This window comes from Saccharothrix luteola (assembly GCF_020859565.1).
In the GTDB taxonomy this organism is placed as follows: Bacteria; Actinomycetota; Actinomycetes; order Mycobacteriales; family Pseudonocardiaceae; genus Actinosynnema; species Actinosynnema luteola.
Genome location: NZ_JAJHUO010000016.1, coordinates 29,773 through 48,790, shown reverse-complemented (window position 1 = coordinate 48,790; position 19,018 = coordinate 29,773). Strand labels below are relative to the sequence as shown.

The window sequence follows — 19,018 nt, the reverse complement described above, 5'->3', positions numbered from 1 at the left end:
CGGCTCGACTACGCTCGAAGGAGCGGAGGGAGCCGGTCATGACGGACGAGGAGCTCGTGGTCGAGTTCGCCCTGACCCGACTGGACAACCCCGGGCTCGACCTGGAGGAGATCGCCGCGCTCGTGGTCCGCCGGGTCGGTCACGACCGCATGCTGGAGTTCGCCTCGCGGAACCTCGCCACGCGCGGCGAGCTGCGGGGCGCGGCGTTCCCGTCCGCGGTCGAGCACGTGCTCCGGGTCGTGCTGACGCTGCGCGGTCCCGCCGACTGAACGGACTCAGAGCGCCTTCACGGGCGCGCGGTCCGCGTACTCGACCAGCAGGTCGGCCAGGTGGTCCTCGATCGGCATGGCGGGCGGCACGGACCGGCCCGGGCGGCGGCCGGCGACCAGGTCCGAGACGAACACCGTGACCGCCTCCGGCGACGGCAGCACCGGCGGGCCGAGGTAGGTCAACGCGACCAGGTCCGCTCCCCGGCCGACCTCGATCCCCGCGCACCACCCGGTGTGCTCGTCCCACACCAGCGCCAGGTCCTTGTCCGGGTGCCGCGGCACCCGCTGGTCGAGGGCGATGTAGGCCGTGGCGTCCGGCGCGCACTCGTACCAGCACGACTCCAGGTCGACGCCCAGCCTCCTGGCGATCAGCCGCAGGTACTGCCGCAGGCCCCGGTCCTCCGGGCCGTCCGCCTCGATCCCGACCATCGACGACCTCCACCCCGCGACGGGCACCGCCGCGGCAGGTGCGCCATCTCAATTGGGCCCAGTCTGCATCCACTCGACGACCGAGGGCATTAGGCCATTCGGATGACACGTGGTGACGTCGAGTGTCCGCTGATCGTCGTAGCGCGAGGTTTCAGACGCTGCGCAGCACCGAGACGACGACACCGAGGACCTCGGCCCGGTCGCCGTCGATGACGTCGTAGGCCGGGTTGCGCGGCTCCAGCAGCACGTGGCCGTTGCGACGCCGGTAGACCTTCACGGTCGCCTCGCCGTCGATCATCGCGGCCACGATCTGGCCCGAGTGCGCCTCGGGCTGCTGCTTCACCACGACGATGTCGCCGTCGCAGATCGCCGCGTCGACCATAGAGTCGCCGCGCACCCGCAGGCCGAACACGGCGCCGCGACCGGTCAGCTCGCGCGGCAGGGTCAGGACGTCGTCCACGTGCTCCTCGGCCGCGATGGGCGTGCCGGCCGCGATGTGGCCGACCACCGGCACGGGCACCGAGTCGGCGGACTGCCGCGTCGACGGCTCGTGCAGGAACAGGCGCACGTCCATCGGGCGGGACACGGCGGCCCCGCGCCGCAGGAAACCCCTCTCCTCCAAGGCCGCCAGGTGCTTGGACACCGAGGACGACGACCGCAGGCCGACCGCGTCGCCGATCTCCCGCGTGCTCGGCGAGTACCCGTGCCTGACCACCCAGTCGCGGATCGCGACGAGGATCCGCTGCTGGCGCGGCGGGAGGGTCGAGGTGTCCAGGTGCTCGAAGGCGTCAAGATCGTCGTAGGCGGTCACCTGCGGGATGATAGAGCGGAGCGCCGACGGCCGCGCGAAGGCATCGGGTCACCGGACCGGTCGCCCGGAAAACCCCGTGAGCACGGCGAAGGAGTGACCTCCGACCTGGCGGTCGACGTCGGAGGCCACTCCGGCCGCGTCACGTCACCGCGATTCGTGGGCTTCCACGGCGAGTTGCCGCAGTTCGGCCGTGCACATCATGAACCGGTCGGTCGGCAGGTGCTTGAAGTAGTAGCCCACGTCCGCCCCCAGCGCGAACACGTGGACCGGGACCCCGGCCCGCCTGCCCGCCTCGACGGACTGGCGCAGCCCGGACATGACGGCCGGGTGCCGCGTCTGGTACGAGGAGGCGACCCGGTGGTTGCCCCGGTCCGCGGCGAGGTAGAACTGGGTCAGGTCCTTGGTGCCCATGAAGATCTCGCTCGCGCCCGCCTGGCAGAACCCGGTCACCGAGTGGACCGCGGCGGGGGTCTCCACGAACACCGACAGCGGCACGTCGTCGGGCAGTTCCAGCCGGTCCCGCAGGCGCAGGAACTCGTCCTCGTCGTTGATGAACGGCACCGCGAAGCTCACCCGGTCCACTTCCGGCCCGAGCCGTTCCCGCACGTAGGCGCGCAGGGCCCGGAACGCGTGCGGGTAGTGCGGCTCGTGCAGCAGCCACCGCGCGCCGTGCAGGCCGAGCTCCGGGTTGGACTCGTGGTCGACGTCGACCACGTTGGTGATCTGCGCGGCGTCGTCGGACCGGAGGTCCAGCAGCCGCATCACCAGGCGTTGGCCCGGGAGGAGTTCCTTGACGATGGCGCACAGCTCCGCGCCGATCGCGGCGCCGTAGCGCTCGGCCTCGGGAATGCCCGCGCGGAGCGCGTCGAGCGGGCTCAGCCCCGACGAGAGGCAGACGAACTCCTCGCGGATGAAGAACGAGGTCACCTGGTCGACGCGGGGTTGGATCGCATTCGTCGACTGGATGTCGGTCGCGTCCGCGATGACGACGCAGACGGAGCGGAGGTCTTCGGGGGTGACGGTGGGGTATTCCACGGATTGCGCCGCGACGTCGGCATCGCCGAGGGTCACCGACTCGCGGTCGGTCCGCACGGTCACCTCGCCGACCAGCCCGGCGAGCTCGTCGTGCGGAATCCGGAGCACCGGAATTCCCCGCGACCGGCACAGGGATTCCATGTGACCGGTCCGACCGCCACCGGAACAGACCACGGCGGCCGACTTCACGATCGTGTCGTACAACTCGGGGCCGAGCACTTCGACCACGAGCACGGAACCGGGCAGGGGTCTTCCGGTGTGATTGGCGATGCCGCGAACACTCGTCGACGGCGAACCGACGAGCAGAACCCCTGGGATCTCGCGCGGGCTCACAGCACCCTCCTACCGATTCCGGCCGATGTGCGGACCTGGCGGACGAGTCGGCCTGGCTGCCGACCTTCGGGGCCGACGTCGTGGCGCACGACGTCGGCCCCGGGTTTGCGTCGAACACGACGAACCATGGTCACGAGCCTCGCAGTCGGCCGACCGGCGCGGCATCTTCTCTCGTGCGAGGTCGTGGTCCATTCGTGCCGTATCGGCCGGGGGTTCCCGGGCAATCGCGGAGTAGTCGGCGGGGTCGGGGTCGCGTAGGAATGGTGGAGCGGGGCCCGGTTCAGCCGACCGGCTCCACCGCCTCTTCGAGGCCGAGCAGGAAACGGAGTTCGCGCGGGGTCACGGAGAGGTCCGTCAGCTTCGTCGTGGCGGCCGAGCTCACCGCGAACCGCAGGGCGCGGTCGGTCGGCGGCGTGGCGTCGTCGCGCGTGATCAGGGCCCGGACCCGCTGGAGGGACTCCTCCAGCAGGGCGGCCAGCGAGTGGCGGTCGTCGCGACGGCGGGTGGCCATTCGCCGGACGTCGAGCATGACCGAATGCGAGACGGCCTCGCGCAATTCGGGATCGGCCGTTTCGGTCAACGCGCCGACCAGTGCGACCGCGCTCTCGTCGAAACACGATTCGAGCCGGTGCAGCGTGGTGGCCGCGACTTCCACCGAGTGGTTCTTGATCGCGGCGAGGTTGAACGTGAACGCGCCGGTCCGACCGTTCCGGATGATCTCGTCGCCCTCGCGCGGGCTGCCGACGACGGAAACGGGACCGGAGGGCGTGCCGTCGGGTCCGAGGAGTCGGCCGCAGGGGTCGACTTCGAGACCGCGCCCGGTGCGCCGGTGCGGGACGGCGATTCCCTTCCGCAGCAGGTTCGACCACAGCGCCGAGTCGGCGCGCTCGTAGTTCGTCTCGCGCCCGAAATTCGAGACGACGAGGTCCGCCTCGATCGTCCGCGTCGTGCCCTGCCCCGCGACGGACAGGACGAGCGTGCCCGTTCCGGTCGCCCGGATCTGCTGCACTCGGCCGGTGGTGAGCACGATCTGCCCGCCTTCGCCCATGGCCGCGTCGACGATATTCGTGGTATAAGCCATTGCGCTGACCCGAAGCACGGCCAAGAGGCTCCCGTAGCTGTCGAGCAGCGCGCGGAGCTCGTCCGTGGGAATTCGCTCCAGGATCGCGGGCAGATAGGGCTCCCACGACTTGGCGACCCGTTCGGTCACCACGACCGGAGATACTTCGGGATGCTCACGGGTGAGGATCGCGCAGGCGCGGTCCCATTCCTCCCGGAACCGGCGGACGAATTCTTCCCGCCCTTCGTAGTGGTCACCGAGTAATTGCGGCGCCGGTAACTCGAGGACCTGGTGCCGGTGGTCCGGCGGATAGGTGCGGGGCGTCAGCCCGGAACCGGAGATCATGTGGATCCGGCCCTCGTGCCCCTGGCGCAACAACAGCGTCGCGGAGTCGTACGCGCTGAGCAGCGTGCCGACGATGGCCACGACGCCGTCCTTGCGCACGTCGAGCAACCGCTCGATACCGCTCTTGGAATACGGGCTGCGCACGAACGCCGGGTGCTCCAGCACCTCGGCCGCGAACGCCGGGTACTTCGTCTCCAACCCGGTGGCGAGCACGACGTGGTCGGCCTTGAGGACCACCGGCCCGCTCCCGGCGCCGTCGGGCAGGTCGACAAAGCCCTCCACCACGACGTGCGCGTGGTCCCCGAAGACCTCCACGTCGACCGCTTCCCCGTCGACCTCGACCAGCCTCACGCCCGCCGCCGCCTCGCGGACGGCCTCGGCGAGGCGGCTCTCCAGGTAGTCCTGGTAGATCCGGCGCGGCGCGGGACCGGACTCGGTGAACTCGAAGTCGCGCCAGTCCCCCGGCCAGTCCGACCGGTCGGCCTCGTGGTTGGCCCAGCGGATGAAGTCGTCGACGTCCTCGCGGAATGCCGACATGCGGCCCGCCTGGATGTTGAACACGTGGTGCCAGTGGTTGCTCTCGCGCTGGTACGCCACGCCGGAGTTGCGGTAGTCCGGACGGCGTTCCACCAGGACCACCTCCAAAGGCTCGCGGGCGAACCGGAGAAATCGGATGGTGGTCGCGGTGCCGGCCAGACCCGCTCCGACGACGACCACCCGGCGGAACCGGTCCGAGCTTTTCACCATGCCACCTCTGTTTCCCTCCGGCGCTACCCGCCGAAGTCCGGACCGGCGCGGCCGAAGCCGCGCCGGTGCAGACCGCGCATTGGGTGATCGGCAAGTAGAATACCGTCGATCATGCGAGGTGGACATGCCGCGAGTGCCGCGTGACCCAATCGTTCCTCGGAATTTCGCTTGGCCGCGCCGGACGTTCGACGCGTTCGACGCGACGATCACCGCCGCGCCCGACGCCAAGGCCGCACCGGGGTCGACCAGGATGGATGTCCGCGCATTCCCGAAGCTATTCCCGCAGGTGGGCTTGACAATTCTCGGCACGACCCGCGCACGGCGAATCCGCAGAAGTGCGGAGAAAGCAGCGGAGGCCGCCGACGGCGTGCGTCGACGACCTCTCACGACGGGCGGGAAGGGGCAGGCGTCAGGAGCCGCTCGACCGCGGCGCGGCGGACGTCAGCAGGGCTTCGGCCAGACCCCGTCCCCGCTTGGCGGGACCGTCCGGGCCGAACGACTGGCCCGACGCGTGCAGGCCCTCGAAGACCAGCATCAACTGGTCGGCCAGCGCGTCCGGGTCCTCGACCTCGAGCTTGTCGGTCAGCTCGCGCATCCGCTCCCTGGTCCACGACTTCGCCACGAGGGCGTTGTGGTGCGCGGGCAGCTCGGGCTCCGGGAACTCGGCCATCGAGATGAGGAACTTGCAACCGCGGAACGTGTCCGAGGAGAGCTCGCCGAGCACGATGTCGAACACCGCGAGGATCTGGTCGCGCGGATCGGGGCCCGCCCCCTCGACCGCGGCGGTGAACTGGGCGCGGAACTCGAGGTCGGCGCGCTCGACGTAGGCGCCGACGAGGTCGTCCTTGGACGCGAACAGGCGGTAGAGGGTGGTCGGCGCGACCCCGGCCTCGGCCGCGACGAGGTCGACGCCCGTGGCGCGGATACCCCTCAGGTAGAACAGGTCCCCGGCCACTCGCAGTACGTGGGACCGGGTCTCAGCAGCGGTTCGATGCACGGGTTCCCCTCGCCATCGCCATGCTAGGGACGGTTCCCTAAAGTCTACTCCCGCACCACTGGCCCCACTATTCCCCGAGAGATCCACTCGGTGCGGGCGACCGCACCGCTTCGGCTCACCCCTCGCCGCGGCCCGCGAGCCACGTGGTGTGGCGCGACGCCTCGACCCCGAACGGCAGGCGCACCACCGCGACGGGCGGGCCGGCGAGGTCGGCCGCGTCCAGCACCAGCACCTCGTCACCCGCGACGGCCACCACCCAGCCCTGGCCCTCGTCCTCGCCGCCGGGCACGAACACCGGCCGGCCGGGGGTGGCGCCGAGCTCGCGGCGCCACGTGCAGCCCAGCGCCACGTCGTGGCGGACGATCGCGGTGCCCGCCGTGCCGAACACGAAGCGGTGGCGGCGGCCCGCCAGGCGGTCGTCGACGACGCCGACGTCCATCGCGGGCAGCTCGACCTGCCGCACGCCACCGGTGGCGAGGTCCAGCGTGTGGCGACGCAGCACGCCCGGCGCCCAGACGGCGTCCACGACCACGCGACCGAGGTCCTCGTAGGCGTTGACCAGGGACAGCACCTCGCCGTCGGGCACCTCGAACCAGAGCGGCCGGCCGTAGGCGAGCAGGCCGATGCGCGTCGGGCCGGTGGCCGGGCCGGAGTACGGGTCGCGCAGGCCGACGAGGTCGGCGGCGCGGCTGTAGTACGGGGCCGAGTCGAAGACGACCACGAACCGGTCCGTCACGCCGACCGCGCGCATCCGCGGCGCGCCGTCCAGCGGGAAGGGCTCCGCCCGCAGCACCTCGCCGTCGTCGCCGAGCGTGACGTGCTCGGCGTAACCCAGGTCCGGGTGCGACATGGCCGTGTGCCACACCTCGCCGTCGAAGACCGGGCGGGCCATCGTGGCGCCGGAGGGCAGGTCCGCCGGCGCGAGCGCGGCCGGCCTCGGACCGCGGTACCACCGCGCGCCGTCGCGCCCGAGCCGGACACCCGACACGCCGAACTTGCCGGACCAGACCAGAGCACCGTCCAGCTCGGCGGGCAGCGCACCACGCACCACCAGCGCCTCCGCGACCTCCCGCACCGACGCGACCACGCCAACCACCCCGTCCCCACATTCCATAACACTGTCTTACTACTATTTATAGCGGCGTTATGGAACCCCGTCAAGCCGATCCGGCCCCTCACGGCACGTGTACCCGGACGGCCTATTGCGCCAATCCCCCGTCCGGCGCGTGGGACGCGGTGGCCCGGCCGGCCGTCACAACTGGTCACCCAGCGGGTCGGGCGCGCCGGCGGACGACTCGATCCCGATCCTCGTGCCGCCGCCTGCGTCCAGTTGGCGGCGCCTGGTGACGTCGTGGTCGAGTTGGCGCGCCAGGCGCGGGATGGTGGTCGAGGTCAGGTAGCCGTCGGCGCCGGCGTCGAGCATGCGCCGGACCGGGCCGTGGTAGCTGACCGCGAGGCCGTCGTCCTCGACCTCGGCGACGATGACGCGGGCCTTCGGGAACATCGACCGGAGCAGGCCGATCAGCTGCGGGCTGCTCGCCGGCGCCAGCACCACGTCGGCCGTCTTCGGCGCCGCGTGCAGGTCGAGCACGATGTAGTCCTCGCCGAGGGCGGCCGACAGCGCCGCCCGGGCCGACCTGGACAGCTTCATCGCGGTGGCGACCACGGTCACGTCGTGCACCGCCGACTCCGGCCCGGCGTCCACGCGCGGTCCGGCGGTGACCGTCGCGATCGGGCTGCCCTCTCGCGTGACGACCAGGCTCTCGCCGGGGCCGAGGGCGTCGATGAGCGCGACGACGTCCTCGGGCAGCCGTGTCGCGTCGATGTGTCCGCGTTCGTCGATCATGTCCATGGGACGGGCGGGACCCCTGCGGCGTTGGCCGGAAGACCGTCCGGGACGAGCGGCAGCTGAACCCGTCTCGCTGTCCGACTTCCCCGGCCCGGCGGACGAGGAGGTGTTCAACGACGAGCCCCCGAGCGTGGACGGGCTGCGTAGCCGCGAAGACCACGCGGACGTCACGTCGGTGGAGGGCGACTTCCCGCCTGCGGTCCGGGAGCGCCGGGAATGCCCGGGTGCTGTTCGAGACCTCCAGCGCGGGGGTCACGTGGCCGCGCTGAACCCGGACACGGCAACGGCACCTCGCTGTGGGACGAGGTGCCGTCGGGAGGTGCCGCGGGCTACAGCGGCACGTTGCCGTGCTTGCGCGCCGGCGTCGGGCGACGCTTGTCGCGCAGCATCGCCAGGCCCCGGGCGACCGCGGACCGGGTGTGGGCCGGGTCGATCACGTCGTCCACCAGGCCCCTCTCCGCCGCGTAGTACGGGTGCACGAGCTGTTCGGAGTACTCGGCCAGCAGCTCGGCCCGCAACGCGTCCGGGTCGGCCGCCGCGGCCAACTCCTTGCGGAAGATGACGTTCACCGCGCCTTCCGCGCCCATCACCGCGATCTCGTTGGTCGGCCAGGCCAGCGCCAGGTCCGTCCCGATGGACCGGGAGTCCATCACGATGTACGCGCCGCCGTACGCCTTGCGCACGATCACCTGGATGCGCGGCACGGACGCCTCGCAGTAGGCGTACAGCAGCTTCGCACCGTGCCGGATCACGCCCGCGTGCTCCTGCGCCGTGCCCGGCAGGAAGCCTGGAACGTCCACAAGGGACACGAGCGGGATGCCGAACGCGTCGCAGAACCGCACGAACCGCGCCGCCTTCTGGGACGCCTCGATGTCGAGCACGCCCGCGAACACCAGCGGCTGGTTGCCGACCAGCCCGACGACCGCGCCGTCGATCCGCCCGAACGCCACCACCACGTTGCGCGCCCACCCCTCGTGGACTTCGAGGAACTCCCCGTCGTCCACCAGCTCCTCGATGAGCGTGCGCATGTCATAGGGCTTGTTCGGCTCGACCGGCACGATCGAGGCGAACTCCGGCCGCACGTCGTCCACCGCGCCGACGGCCCCGAGAGCGGGCGGTGACTCCAGGTTGTTCGACGGCAGCATCGACACCAGGTAGCGGACGTCCTCCAGGCACGACTCCTCGTCGTCGTGCACGAACGACGCCACACCCGACAGCTCGCCGTGCACCGCCGCGCCGCCCAGCTCGTCGTGCGTGACCTTCTCCCCCGACACGGCCTGCACCACGTCGGGACCGGTCAGGTACATCTGCGCGGTGCCGCGCACCATGAACGTGAAGTCGGCCAACGCGGGCGAGTACGCCGCGCCGCCCGCGGACGGACCGAGCACCACCGCGATCTGCGGGATGACGCCGGACGCCTCGACCTGGCGGCGGAAGATGCCGCCGTAGCCGTCGAGCGCCATCACGCCTTCCTGGATGCGCGCGCCGCCGCTGTCGTTCAACGCGATGATCGGCGAACCAGTGTCGATGGCCATGTCCATCACCTTGTGGATCTTCGCCGCGTGCGCCTGGCCGAGCGAACCGCCGAAGATGGTGAAGTCCTGCGCGTAGACGAACACGCGCCGCCCTTCGATGGTGCCCGAGCCCGCCACCACGCCGTCGGTGTGCGGGCGGTGCTCGGACACCTTCAGGCCGTGCGCCTGGTGCCGCCGGTAGAGCTCGATCTCGGTGAACGAACCCGGGTCCAGCAGCATGTCCAGGCGCTCGCGCGCCGTGTGCTTGCCGAGCGAGCGCTGCCGGCGCACCGCTTCGGCGTTGGACACCGCGCGGTCGCGCAGGTCGTCGTTGCGCTCCCGCAACAGGTCCATCGTGCGGATGGGCAGTTCGGGCCGGAAGTCCGAGTGCCCGTTGACTTGGTCGATCCCTGAAGTGGTCATCGTCGGCCTGCCTGGCGATCGGTCACCGCACCGGTGTCGGCGAGCCACCGCACCGTGTCGGTGACCGTGTCGGCGAACGGACGGGGTTTGAGGTCGAGCGTGCTCGCGGCCGGGTCGACCCGGACCGCCGCGCCGACCGTGGCGATCGCGCCGTACTCGGCGGGGATGTGCCACGGCCAGAAGGGTTGCACCAGGTCGACGAGCCGCCCCACGGGCGTCATCATCGCGGCGGGCAGGAAGACCGCCGGCAACGCGCGCCCGGTGGCCTTCCTGATCCCGTCGAGGTACTCCCTGATCGTCAGGTAGTGCCCGGGCCCGAAGTGCCGACCGACGGGATCGGATGCCGTCACGTCCGGGGACAGCAGCGCCGCGTGCAGCGCCGCCGTGTCCCGGACGTCGCCGATCTGCAGCCCGCCCGAGGGCCACATCGGCATGATCCCGCGCAACGTGTTGCGCAGCCGCTCCACCTGGTCGCCGAGCTTCGGGTCGTGCGGCCCCAGGAGGGGCGGCGGGTAGCTGACGACCACCGGCGCCCCCTCCTCCTGGTGCCGCCGCGCGATGGCTTCCGACGCGGCCTTGGTCGCCGCGTACGGCTCCCGGGTCGTGCCGACCGGCGACTGCTCGCGGATCACCCGCACACCGGGCCCGAACAGCGCCGCGATGCTCGACACGTGGACGATGCGGCCCGCACCGGCACGGCGGGCGGCGGAGAGCACCACCTCCGTGCCGTGTGCGTTGGTCCGCAGCATCTCCGCCCGCCTGCGCCGGTCGAACGAGTACACCGACGCCGCGTGGACCACCGCGTCCGCGCCGCGCACCGCCGCGTCGACCGACCGCTCGTCGGTCACGTCGCCGACGACGACGTCCACGGCGTCGGGCGGCACCTCCAGCGGTCGCGTGGCGGCGTCCACCCGGTCCGGATCCCGGACCAGCAGCCGGACCCGGTGGCCGGCGCGCACGAGCTCCGCCACCGTGTGCGAGCCGACGAAACCGGTACCACCGGTGACGGTCACCAGCATGTGCACTCCCTCCCGAAGCGGGCGGACCCGCGGGTCAGACCTGGTGGAACGAGCTGCCGTAGAACAGCAGCGCCGACGCGTCCGCGCCGCGGCTGGAGCTGAGGACCTGCCCCACGAAGATCGTATGGTCCCCGCCCTCGTAGAACTGCACCAGCTCGCACTCCAGCCAGGCCAGCGAACCGTTCAGCAGCGGCGCGCCGGTGTGCGGCCCCTCGATCCAGTCCACCGCGTCGAACTGCTCCGGCCCGAGCGGCCGGCGCTTGTCGGCGAAGTACTTCGCGGTGTCCCGCTGGTCCGCGCCCATGATCGACACGCCGAACCTCTTGGCGTTGGCGATCGCGTCGTGCATCACCGCCGAGTGCGAGATGCAGCAGAGCACCAGCGGCGGGTCGAGGGACACCGAGGTGAACGAGTTCGCCGTCATGCCGTGCGCGCGCTCGCCACCGACCGTCAACACCGTGACCCCGGTCGCGAACAGGGACATGGCGTCCCGCAGCGAGGTCTCCTCCATCGTGGGTGCCGCCTCGTACATGTCCGTCATCCCCCCAGCCCGGCGCGGGCCAGCGCCGGGGCCTCGGCGTAGGGCGCCAGCGCCTTCCGCAGGTCTTCGGGCACCCGGGAAGGCACCGTGTTGGTGTTCGGGCCGCGCATGCAAGCGATCCGCTGCCTGCCCTTGGCGACCAGGACCTCCTGGCCGCCGGTGACCTTGACGTAGTCGAAGCTGAACTGGACCTGCGTCTGGGTCAGCTCCTCCAGCCGCATCCGCACCGACAGGTCGTCGAAGAGGGTGATCTCGGAGAAGAACTCGCACTCCACCTTGAGGGTGAACAGCTTGAGGTCGTCCTGGAGGTCCTGCAGCACGCTCGGCGCCTTCTCCTTCAGGAACATCTCCCGGCACCGCCCCTGCCACCGCAGGTAGTTCACGTAGTACACGTTGCCGACGAGGTTGGTCTCCTCGAAGCCGACCGTGTGGCGGATCTCGTAGTAGTCGGTCATGTCAGCTCTCCTTGCCCACGAGCACCGCGAACACCACCGGCTCGGCCCGGTCGATGACGGTGGTCACCCAGGTGGCGACCTTGGCGTCGCCGGTCGACAGCACGGCCCAGCCGTCCGGGTGGACCCGGTCGACGGTCAGCGCCTGCGTGGTGGAACCGGTCTTGCGCAGGCACTCCAGGGCGCTCCACACGCGGGTGCCGGAGACGGCCGCCGTCTCGCCCACCTCGGACGCGAGCAGGTCGCGCACGGCGATCAGGTCGTCGCCGAGCAGACCGGACCAGTCCTCCTCCGACCGGGCCACGGCCTCCTCGACGTCCACCCCGAGGGTGCCGCCCGCGGCCGCCGCGACGAACGTGACGCCCGCGCTGTGCGACGCGGACACCTCGGCGCCGTCGACCTCGGGCTTGCCGTCCGGCCGGTAGCGCACCTCGACGGGGCGGTCCAGCGCCCGGCTGAGCGCGAGCGCGGTCTGCGCGCGGCGCTCCGGCGAGGCGTCGGTCGGGTCGGGCTCGACCACGACCGCGCGGCTGCCGCCCAGGACCCGCTCCAGCGAGCGCTCCAGGTACGAGCCGAGCATGGTCGGCGTCCACGGTCCCGCGCCGTCGCGCTTGCGCACGGCCCGCAGCACCAGGCCCTCCCACCGCTCGACGAGCCGGCCCTCGGGATCGCGCACGTCGAGGTCGTAGGTGTAGCTGTCGCCGTCCTGCGACCGCTCGCGGGCGTCCAGCACCACGTACTGGGCCAACTGGTCCACCGGCGCGGCCAGGTAGAGCCGCTCCACGCTCTGCGGCAGCAGCGTGGCGTCGGGGACGCAGCACTGGATGGCGTGCATCATCACGTCCCGCGTGCCCGGGTCGGCCAGCATCCGGTCCTGCGGCAGGAACGGCGCGAACCAGGTGGCCACGGACGTCGTGGCGACCTCGGCCACCGCGTGCCGGGCGCTCGCCCGCCGGTAGCCCTGCAACCGCTGGAACCGCTTGCCCTGGAACAGGACGCTGCCGTACAGCTCGGTGACCGGGTCGACCGGCACCAGCGGCAGCGCGGGAGCGCCGTCGACCACGTCGCCGGGGATCGCCGGCCGCGGGAACCGCAGTCGGGCCCGGAAGTGGTCGGCGGAGAACCCGGTGTCCTCGGCCCTGATCGCCACGTCCACCGTCTCGGCGTCACGGGCGAGCGCGGCGATGCGCACCGTCAGCGAGCCTCCCGGCCGCACGACCACCGGCCGCAGGAACTCCACGTCCTCCAGCATCGGCGGCGCGTCGTACCCGGTGAGGGCACTGGCCACCTGGGTCATGGCCTCCATGCCGATGACCGCCGGGAACAGCAGGTCGCCTTCGAGCAGGTGGTCGCCCAGGTACGGGTCGCTGCCGTCGGACAGGTCGGCCTCGGTGACCAGCTCGACCGCCGGGTAGTGCACCAGCACGCGGTCCACGAACCGGGCCAGCGGCAGCTCGGTGCTCGCCATCTCCAACGTCGGCAGGCCCGCGGCGCGGCCGGAGACCACCAGCACGGGGCCCACGGTCGGGTCGGCCAGCACCTCGCGCAGCACCGCGATGCCCGCGTCGGTGGAGATCGGCGTGATGCCGTCGCGCATCAGCGCCTCGACCACGCCCAGCCGCTCGCCCATGCCCGCACCGGACCAGACCGACCACTCCAGGGCCAGCACCCTGGCCTGCGGGTGCTTCACGCCGAAGTCGACGGTCAGCTCGCTCATCCAGTCGTTGGCCGTGGAGTAGTGCGCCTCGCCGCGCAGGCCCGCCCGGCCGATGATGCTGCCGAACGTGACCAGGAGCTTGATCCGCTCCGGGTCGACGGCGGCGAGCACCGCGTTGAGGCCCGCGATCTTGGGGGCCAGCGTGGCGTGGAAGTCCTGTTCGGACAGTCCGGTCAGCGCCTTGGGCTCGTTGCGGCCCGCGCCGTGCAGCACGGCGGTCACCTCGCCCAGCTCGGCGCGGAACTTGGCCACCGCGACGTCGATCTGCTCGGTGGAGGTCACGTCGGCCCGCTCGTAGCGGTGCTTGATGCCCGCCGCGGTCATCCGGGCGAGGTTGGCCGCCAGCTCGGGGTCGGCGGCCGGGTCGGCCCGGCCGATCAGCGCCAGGGACGCGCCCGAGTCGGTGGCCATGGCGATGGCGCACTCGGCCGTGATGCCCTTGCCACCACCGGTGACCAGCAGCACGTCGTCCGAGTCCAGCGGCGTTCCCTCGGCCTGGCCGGACACCGCCCGCAGCACCGGCACGGTCCGCACGCCGTCGGCGTCGTACCGGGCCTGCGAGAAGTCCGTCGTGGCCACGACCTCGGCCGCCACCCGGCGCACCGCGTCGGTGTCGTCGGCGAGGTCGACCAGCGTCACCGGGATGTGCGGCGCCTCCAGGTGCAGCGTGCGGGCCAGGCCCGACGCGCCGAGCTTGTGCTGCACGACCGCGAGCCTGCGACCGGACGCCAGCACGTCGCGCGCGGCCTCCAGGAACAGGCCGACGTGCGCGTCACCGCCCTCCGGCGGCAGCAGCAGGAGCACGCCGTCGCCGGGCAGCCCGGCCTTCAGCGGCTCGGCCAGCGGGTGGCCCTCGGGCGCGTAGACGGTCCACTCGCCCACCGGTCCGGGCGTCGCCGCCAGGAGCTCGCGCTCGACGTGCTCGACCAGGAACGGCCGCACCCACGGCGCGACGCCGGGCACCTCGCCGTTGTCGCGTTCGTCGGTGTGCGCCGTGTCGGCCAGGTTGTCGATCAGCTCGGCGAGCTCGCCCATCCGCACGGTGGCGAAGTTGGTCGTGCCCTCCAGGGCCGGGCGGCCGAGGCTGCGGGTGACCTCGTTGACCAGCTGGCCGACCGTGATGGAGCTCAGGTGCAGGTCGTCCAACGGGTGCGTGTTCGCGGTGATGGCCTCCAGCGGCAGCTCCACGCGCTCCGCGGCCAGGCGGCGCAGCAGTTCCAGCGTGGACTCGCCGTCGGAACCCGTGGTCGCCTCGGACTTCGCCGCCTTGGCCGCCGCGGAGGCGGCCTGCTCGGCCGAGCGCACGTTCGAGTCGAGGGCCGGGGCCGTCTCGCAGGGGCTCGCCAGGAACGTCATCGAGCCGTCCAGCGGCAGGTCGCGGATGACCCGGTCGTTGAACAGGACCTCCGTGCGGACGGGCGCGCCGAGCACGTGCGCCGCGGCCACGACGGTCAGCAGCGAGGTGAGCGAACCGCTGTCGGTGTCGACGGAGAGCGCGGGCTTGTCGGGCGCGATCTCCTCCAGCAGGCCGGTGAGGACGCGGCCGGGGCCGACCTCGACGACCAGGTCGGTCACCGCGGCGGCCTTGCCGGCCGCCTCGTGGAACCGGACCGGGAGGGTGATCTGGTCGCGCAGCAGCTCGCGCAGGTCGGTGCCCGCGTCCAGCACGTCGCCGGTGACGGTGGAGTGCACCGGGCGGATCAGCCGGCCGAAGTCGAAGTCGACCAGCCGCTCCGCCATGGCCTCCGCCGCCGGGGACACCAGTGGCGAGTGGAACGCGTGGGAGACGTTGATCCGGGTCGCCTGCACGCCCGCGGCCCGGGCCACCGCGCACACCCGGTCGACGGCCTCGGCCGGGCCGGACAGCACGGTCTGCGCCGGGCCGTTGTAGCCCGCGATCACGACGTCCTCGCCGGCCGCCAGCTCGAGCGCGCGCTCGGGCGTCGTGCCGAGGCCGGCCATCGCGCCGCCGCCCTTGCTGGCGCTCGCCATCACGCGACCGCGCTCGGCGGCCAGCGACAGCACCCGGTTGGCGCTCAGCGCGCCGCCCCAGTGCACCGCGGACAGCTCGCCGAGGCTGTGCCCGACCGCCGTGTGCGCCTGGATGCCCAGTTCTCGCAGCACGTTCAGCGCGGCGAGGGAACCGGCGACGATGCGCGGCTGCGCCACCTCCGTGGCGACCTGGTCGCCGTCGGTCGGCAGGCCCGCGGCCTGGAAGACCTCCTCGGCGACGGGGAAGCGGCGGCGCATCGCGCCGACCACGCCCCGGCCCGAGCCCTGGCCCGGGAACAGGAACGCCAGGCGGGGCTCCGCGGTCCGCTCGTCGAGGAACACGCCGTCGGCGGCGTCGAAGAGCGTGGCGCCCTCGCTCACCGCGACGATCAGCTTCTCGACCTTGCGCTCGGCCTCCTCGGGCGTGCGGGCCACGACCGCGCCGCGCAGCGCCGAGCCGGTCAGCCGCGCGGCCAGCGCGGAGGCCAGGTCGCCGAGCTCGGCGAACGCCAGCTTCGGCAGCAGGGCGGCGACCTCGGCGACGCGGTCCTTCAGCGTCGTGCGGTCGGGCGCGTCGAACAGCAGCACCTCGGCGTCCTGGCGACCGGCGACCAACGCCTTCGTGCGGACGTCGAGCTGCTCGCGGCGGGGCGCGTCGGGCGCGGCCTCCAGGGCGATGTGGGTGTTGATGCCGCCGAAACCCATGGCCGACACGCCGGCGCGCACCGGCTGGTCCTCCGGCCACAACTCGGCCTCGACCGGCACGTACATCACGGCGTCGTCGGCGGTCAGCTTCGGGTGCGGGTCGTAGTGGCCCGTGCCCGGCGGGATGACCTGGTGGTGCACGGCGAGGGCCGCCTTGATCAGTCCGGCGACCCCCGCCGCGGCCTTGGTGTGCCCGAAGTTGCCCTTGACGGTGCTCAGCGCGGCGGGCCGGGCGTTCGGGTCGGCGTTGCGGCGGGCCGAGGACAGCGCCTCGATCTCCGTCTCGTCGCCCAGCGCCGTGCCGGTGCCGTGACCCTCGAAGTAGGACACCGACTCCAGGCCGTAGCCCGCGCGGCCGTAGGCGCGGTGCAGGGCCAGGCGGTGGCCGTCGGCCTCGGGGCGGGTGATGCCGCCCTTGCCGTCGGACGAGACGCCCCAGCCGGCGATGGTCGCGTAGATGCGCGCGCCCTTGGCCAGCGCGTCCTCCTCGCGCATCAGCACGAGCGAACCGGCGCCCTCGCCCGGCCAGAAGCCGTTGGAGTCCTTGTCGTAGACCTTCATCACGCGCTTGGCCAGCGCGCCGGTCTTGGCGAAGCCGATGACCTCGAACGGGTCGATCGACAGGTCGACACCGCCCGCGATGGCCACGTCCATGTCGCCCTCGACCAGCGACTTGGCGGCCGTGGCGACCGACAGCAACGACGAGGAGCACGCGCCGTCGACGGTGTAGCCGCCGCCGCGCAGGTCGAAGTAGTTGCAGATGCGGCCCGCGATCGTGTTCGCGAGGCCACCCGCCAGGCTGTCCTCGTTGATCTCCGGGAACGGGGCCTTGTAGTCCACTTCCAGCTCGCTCAGGAAGCCCGCGATCTCGTCCTCGGGCCAGCCCTTGCCGGCCAGCGCGGCGGCGACCGTGCGCCGCACGTACGGCCAGCGCAGCCGCATGATGTTCGCGCGGGAGAACTCACCGGTGAGGCTGTTGCCCAGCACCACGCCGGTGGACCGCTTCGGCAGGCCCTCGCCGTCGGGGAAACCCGCGTCGGCCAGCGCCTGGGCGGTCACGTCGAGCGCCAGCCAGTGCGTCAGGTCGGTGGAGCGGAACGTGCTGCCCGCCACGCGGTAGTGGACGCGGTCGAACTCGAAGTCGCGCAGCACCGCGGCCTTCGTGCTGTAGAAGCGGTCGGGCGCCTCGGGGTCGGGGGAGTAGTAGTCCGCCTGGTTCATCCGCTCGTCGGGCAGCCTGCGGAAGGCCCGACGACCGGCCAGTACGTTTTCCCACAGTTCCCCTGTGGAACCGGCATCGGGGTAGCGCAGGCCGATGCCGACGATTGCGATCCGCTCACTGCTCATGCTTTCACCGTCTTTGTGGACATCGGGGATTCGGGATAATCCGTTAAACGGCCGTGCGCATACACGACAAAGGCCCACGGCACTTCGGAAAATGTGCTCGACTTAATACTGCACGACCAACCGACGGCTTGCTTCTCCTACTTTGCCCTCTGACCTGCGCTTTTCCATAACAGCGTGATTCGATTTCTCCGCGCAACGGCCCGGTCACACCGCCGCGCCCGCCCACCTCGACCGTCCGCCTCCGACCCACCCCGGGGGACCGGCGGATCCGCGGAGCACCCCGGCCGCCCGGACCGTGGCCCGACGAGGTGGATCCGTTCGGCCCAGCAAGTGCGCACGATCGAAGAAATCCACGTTGCATCACACTGAGATGCTTCCCGGGCCCCACCAAAGGCGCTGGTCACCAGGCACCCGTCGACCGCACCGCACCGCTCCGGAGAGGGATCACATGGCGCGCACCGGCACCACCCGACAAGAACGACTGGAGCCAACACCGACCGTCGGCACGTCGACGTTCGTCACCGGCAACTTCCCGCGCAGGCGCGGGCTCATCGTCCTGCTCGCCTCCATCGCGGGCTTCCTGCTGACCGTCGTGTGGTCGGCGCACTTCGTCGACTCGGTGATCGGTGACAACGTCGCCAACACGCTGCTGGGCCACGACGCCAAGGAAACACCCATCCAGGGCATTGCGGCGGGCATCGCGTTCGCGTTCGTCAGCGGCATCGCGGGCACGTTCACCGCGTGCAACATCGCCGCCTTCGGCGCCGTCGCGCCGATGCTCGGCTCCACCCAGACCCGGTGGGCGAAGCTCGCCGCCACGCTCAAGCCGATCGGGTGGTTGTCCGTCGGCATGATCCCGGTGTCCGCGCTCTACGGCGTGCTGGTCGGCATCATCGGCACGCGCATGCCCCAGTTCTCCACCGCGGCCAACGCGCCGGGCACGCTGAGCAGCCGCAGCATCCAGTCGTTGATCGTGTTCGGCGTCATCGGGCTGGTCATGGTCTACCTGGGGCTCGCCGCGCTCGGCCTGGTGCGCGACCCGTTCCGCAAGATCTCCCAGCGGTTCCCCAACGCCCCGATGGTGTTCATGGGCGTGCTGATCGGCGGGTTCCTGATCGGCCGCCCGTTCGGCCTGTTCCGGCAGATGTTCCGCGACGCGGCGGAGAGCGGGAACCCCCTGTACGGAGCCGCCGCGTTCACCCTCCAGTCGGTTGGCAACATCATCATCATGGCCCTACTGTTCCTCGCGCTGGCCTACTTCACCGGCGGCCGTTTGCAGCGGTGGCTCTCCGCCAAACCGAGCAGGATCGCCACCGTGACGGCCGTCGCGCTGATCGTGGCCGGCGTCTTCACCTTCATGTACTGGGACATCAGGCTGCTGGCCCGGCGGGAGATCATCCCCTGGTACCCGACGGCTCCCTGGGCCTGATCAC

The 19,018-nt window shown here is 71.7% G+C and carries 14 protein-coding genes and 1 pseudogene; 2 read left to right on the top strand and 13 right to left on the bottom strand.

Going from position 1 to position 19,018, the window contains the following annotated elements; genetic code table 11:
- The first annotated feature begins 38 nt into the window (after positions 1–38).
- Positions 39–269, top strand: a complete 231-nt coding sequence (locus LNK82_RS22375; RefSeq protein WP_230568999.1) for a hypothetical protein — start codon at positions 39–41, stop codon at positions 267–269.
- A 6-nt stretch (positions 270–275) separates the two neighbouring features.
- On the opposite strand, the gene LNK82_RS22370 is transcribed toward LNK82_RS22375, so the two are convergent.
- The 13 genes and pseudogenes from LNK82_RS22370 to LNK82_RS22310 form a co-directional block, all read right to left on the bottom strand.
- Positions 276–698 carry a DUF6292 family protein gene (locus LNK82_RS22370; RefSeq protein WP_230568998.1) on the bottom strand — a complete coding sequence of 141 codons (423 nt, stop codon included), beginning with the start codon at positions 696–698 and terminating at the stop codon, positions 276–278.
- Positions 699–849: 151 nt separating this feature from the next.
- Complete coding sequence (gene lexA, locus LNK82_RS22365) at positions 850–1,509, bottom strand: transcriptional repressor LexA (protein WP_230568997.1); 660 nt, start codon at positions 1,507–1,509, stop codon at positions 850–852.
- Between the two features lie 144 nt (positions 1,510–1,653).
- A complete protein-coding gene (locus LNK82_RS22360) occupies positions 1,654–2,652 on the bottom strand; it encodes a putative PEP-binding protein (protein WP_230569110.1) in 999 nt (332 codons plus the stop codon).
- A 6-nt stretch (positions 2,653–2,658) separates the two neighbouring features.
- Positions 2,659–2,778, bottom strand: a pseudogene (locus LNK82_RS47840) (PEP-utilizing enzyme); the annotation flags it as partial.
- Between the two features lie 379 nt (positions 2,779–3,157).
- On the bottom strand, positions 3,158–5,257 hold the full coding sequence (locus LNK82_RS22350) for an FAD/NAD(P)-binding protein (protein ID WP_230568996.1): 2,100 nt from the start codon (positions 5,255–5,257) through the stop codon (positions 3,158–3,160).
- Positions 5,258–5,438: 181 nt separating this feature from the next.
- Positions 5,439–5,984, bottom strand: a complete 546-nt coding sequence (locus tag LNK82_RS22345; protein ID WP_230568995.1) for a TetR/AcrR family transcriptional regulator — start codon at positions 5,982–5,984, stop codon at positions 5,439–5,441.
- A gap of 157 nt (positions 5,985–6,141) precedes the next feature.
- Entirely contained in the window at positions 6,142–7,113 is a 972-nt protein-coding gene (locus LNK82_RS22340; RefSeq protein WP_230568994.1) for a carotenoid oxygenase family protein, read from the bottom strand.
- 165 nt (positions 7,114–7,278) lie between these two features.
- Positions 7,279–7,872 carry a hypothetical protein gene (locus tag LNK82_RS22335; protein ID WP_230568993.1) on the bottom strand — a complete coding sequence of 198 codons (594 nt, stop codon included), beginning with the start codon at positions 7,870–7,872 and terminating at the stop codon, positions 7,279–7,281.
- A 332-nt stretch (positions 7,873–8,204) separates the two neighbouring features.
- Positions 8,205–9,743, bottom strand: a complete 1,539-nt coding sequence (locus tag LNK82_RS22330) for an acyl-CoA carboxylase subunit beta (RefSeq protein ID WP_230569109.1) — start codon at positions 9,741–9,743, stop codon at positions 8,205–8,207.
- A 65-nt stretch (positions 9,744–9,808) separates the two neighbouring features.
- Entirely contained in the window at positions 9,809–10,831 is a 1,023-nt protein-coding gene (locus LNK82_RS22325; protein WP_230568992.1) for an SDR family NAD(P)-dependent oxidoreductase, read from the bottom strand.
- Positions 10,832–10,865: 34 nt separating this feature from the next.
- Positions 10,866–11,372, bottom strand: a complete 507-nt coding sequence (locus LNK82_RS22320) for a flavin reductase family protein (protein WP_230568991.1) — start codon at positions 11,370–11,372, stop codon at positions 10,866–10,868.
- A complete protein-coding gene (locus tag LNK82_RS22315; protein WP_230568990.1) occupies positions 11,369–11,827 on the bottom strand; it encodes an acyl-CoA thioesterase in 459 nt (152 codons plus the stop codon). Before LNK82_RS22315 ends, LNK82_RS22320 begins: the two co-directional genes overlap by 4 nt.
- A gap of 1 nt (position 11,828) precedes the next feature.
- Complete coding sequence (locus tag LNK82_RS22310; protein ID WP_230568989.1) at positions 11,829–17,585, bottom strand: type I polyketide synthase; 5,757 nt, start codon at positions 17,583–17,585, stop codon at positions 11,829–11,831.
- Between the two features lie 448 nt (positions 17,586–18,033).
- On the opposite strand from LNK82_RS22310, the gene LNK82_RS22305 reads away from it, so the two are divergent.
- Positions 18,034–19,014, top strand: coding sequence for a hypothetical protein (locus tag LNK82_RS22305; protein WP_230568988.1), 981 nt, complete (start codon positions 18,034–18,036; stop codon positions 19,012–19,014).
- Positions 19,015–19,018 lie beyond the last annotated feature (4 nt).

Coding starts and splice junctions, on each gene's coding strand:
- LNK82_RS22375 (WP_230568999.1), top strand. CDS start 39: ATGACGGACGAGGAGCTCGTGGTCGAGTTCGCCCTGACCCGACTGGAC.
- LNK82_RS22370 (WP_230568998.1), bottom strand. CDS start 698: ATGGTCGGGATCGAGGCGGACGGCCCGGAGGACCGGGGCCTGCGGCAG.
- LNK82_RS22335 (WP_230568993.1), bottom strand. CDS start 7,872: ATGATCGACGAACGCGGACACATCGACGCGACACGGCTGCCCGAGGAC.
- LNK82_RS22330 (WP_230569109.1), bottom strand. CDS start 9,743: ATGGACCTGTTGCGGGAGCGCAACGACGACCTGCGCGACCGCGCGGTG.
- LNK82_RS22325 (WP_230568992.1), bottom strand. CDS start 10,831: ATGCTGGTGACCGTCACCGGTGGTACCGGTTTCGTCGGCTCGCACACG.
- LNK82_RS22320 (WP_230568991.1), bottom strand. CDS start 11,372: ATGACGGACATGTACGAGGCGGCACCCACGATGGAGGAGACCTCGCTG.
- LNK82_RS22315 (WP_230568990.1), bottom strand. CDS start 11,827: ATGACCGACTACTACGAGATCCGCCACACGGTCGGCTTCGAGGAGACC.
- LNK82_RS22310 (WP_230568989.1), bottom strand. CDS start 17,585: ATGAGCAGTGAGCGGATCGCAATCGTCGGCATCGGCCTGCGCTACCCC.
- LNK82_RS22305 (WP_230568988.1), top strand. CDS start 18,034: ATGGCGCGCACCGGCACCACCCGACAAGAACGACTGGAGCCAACACCG.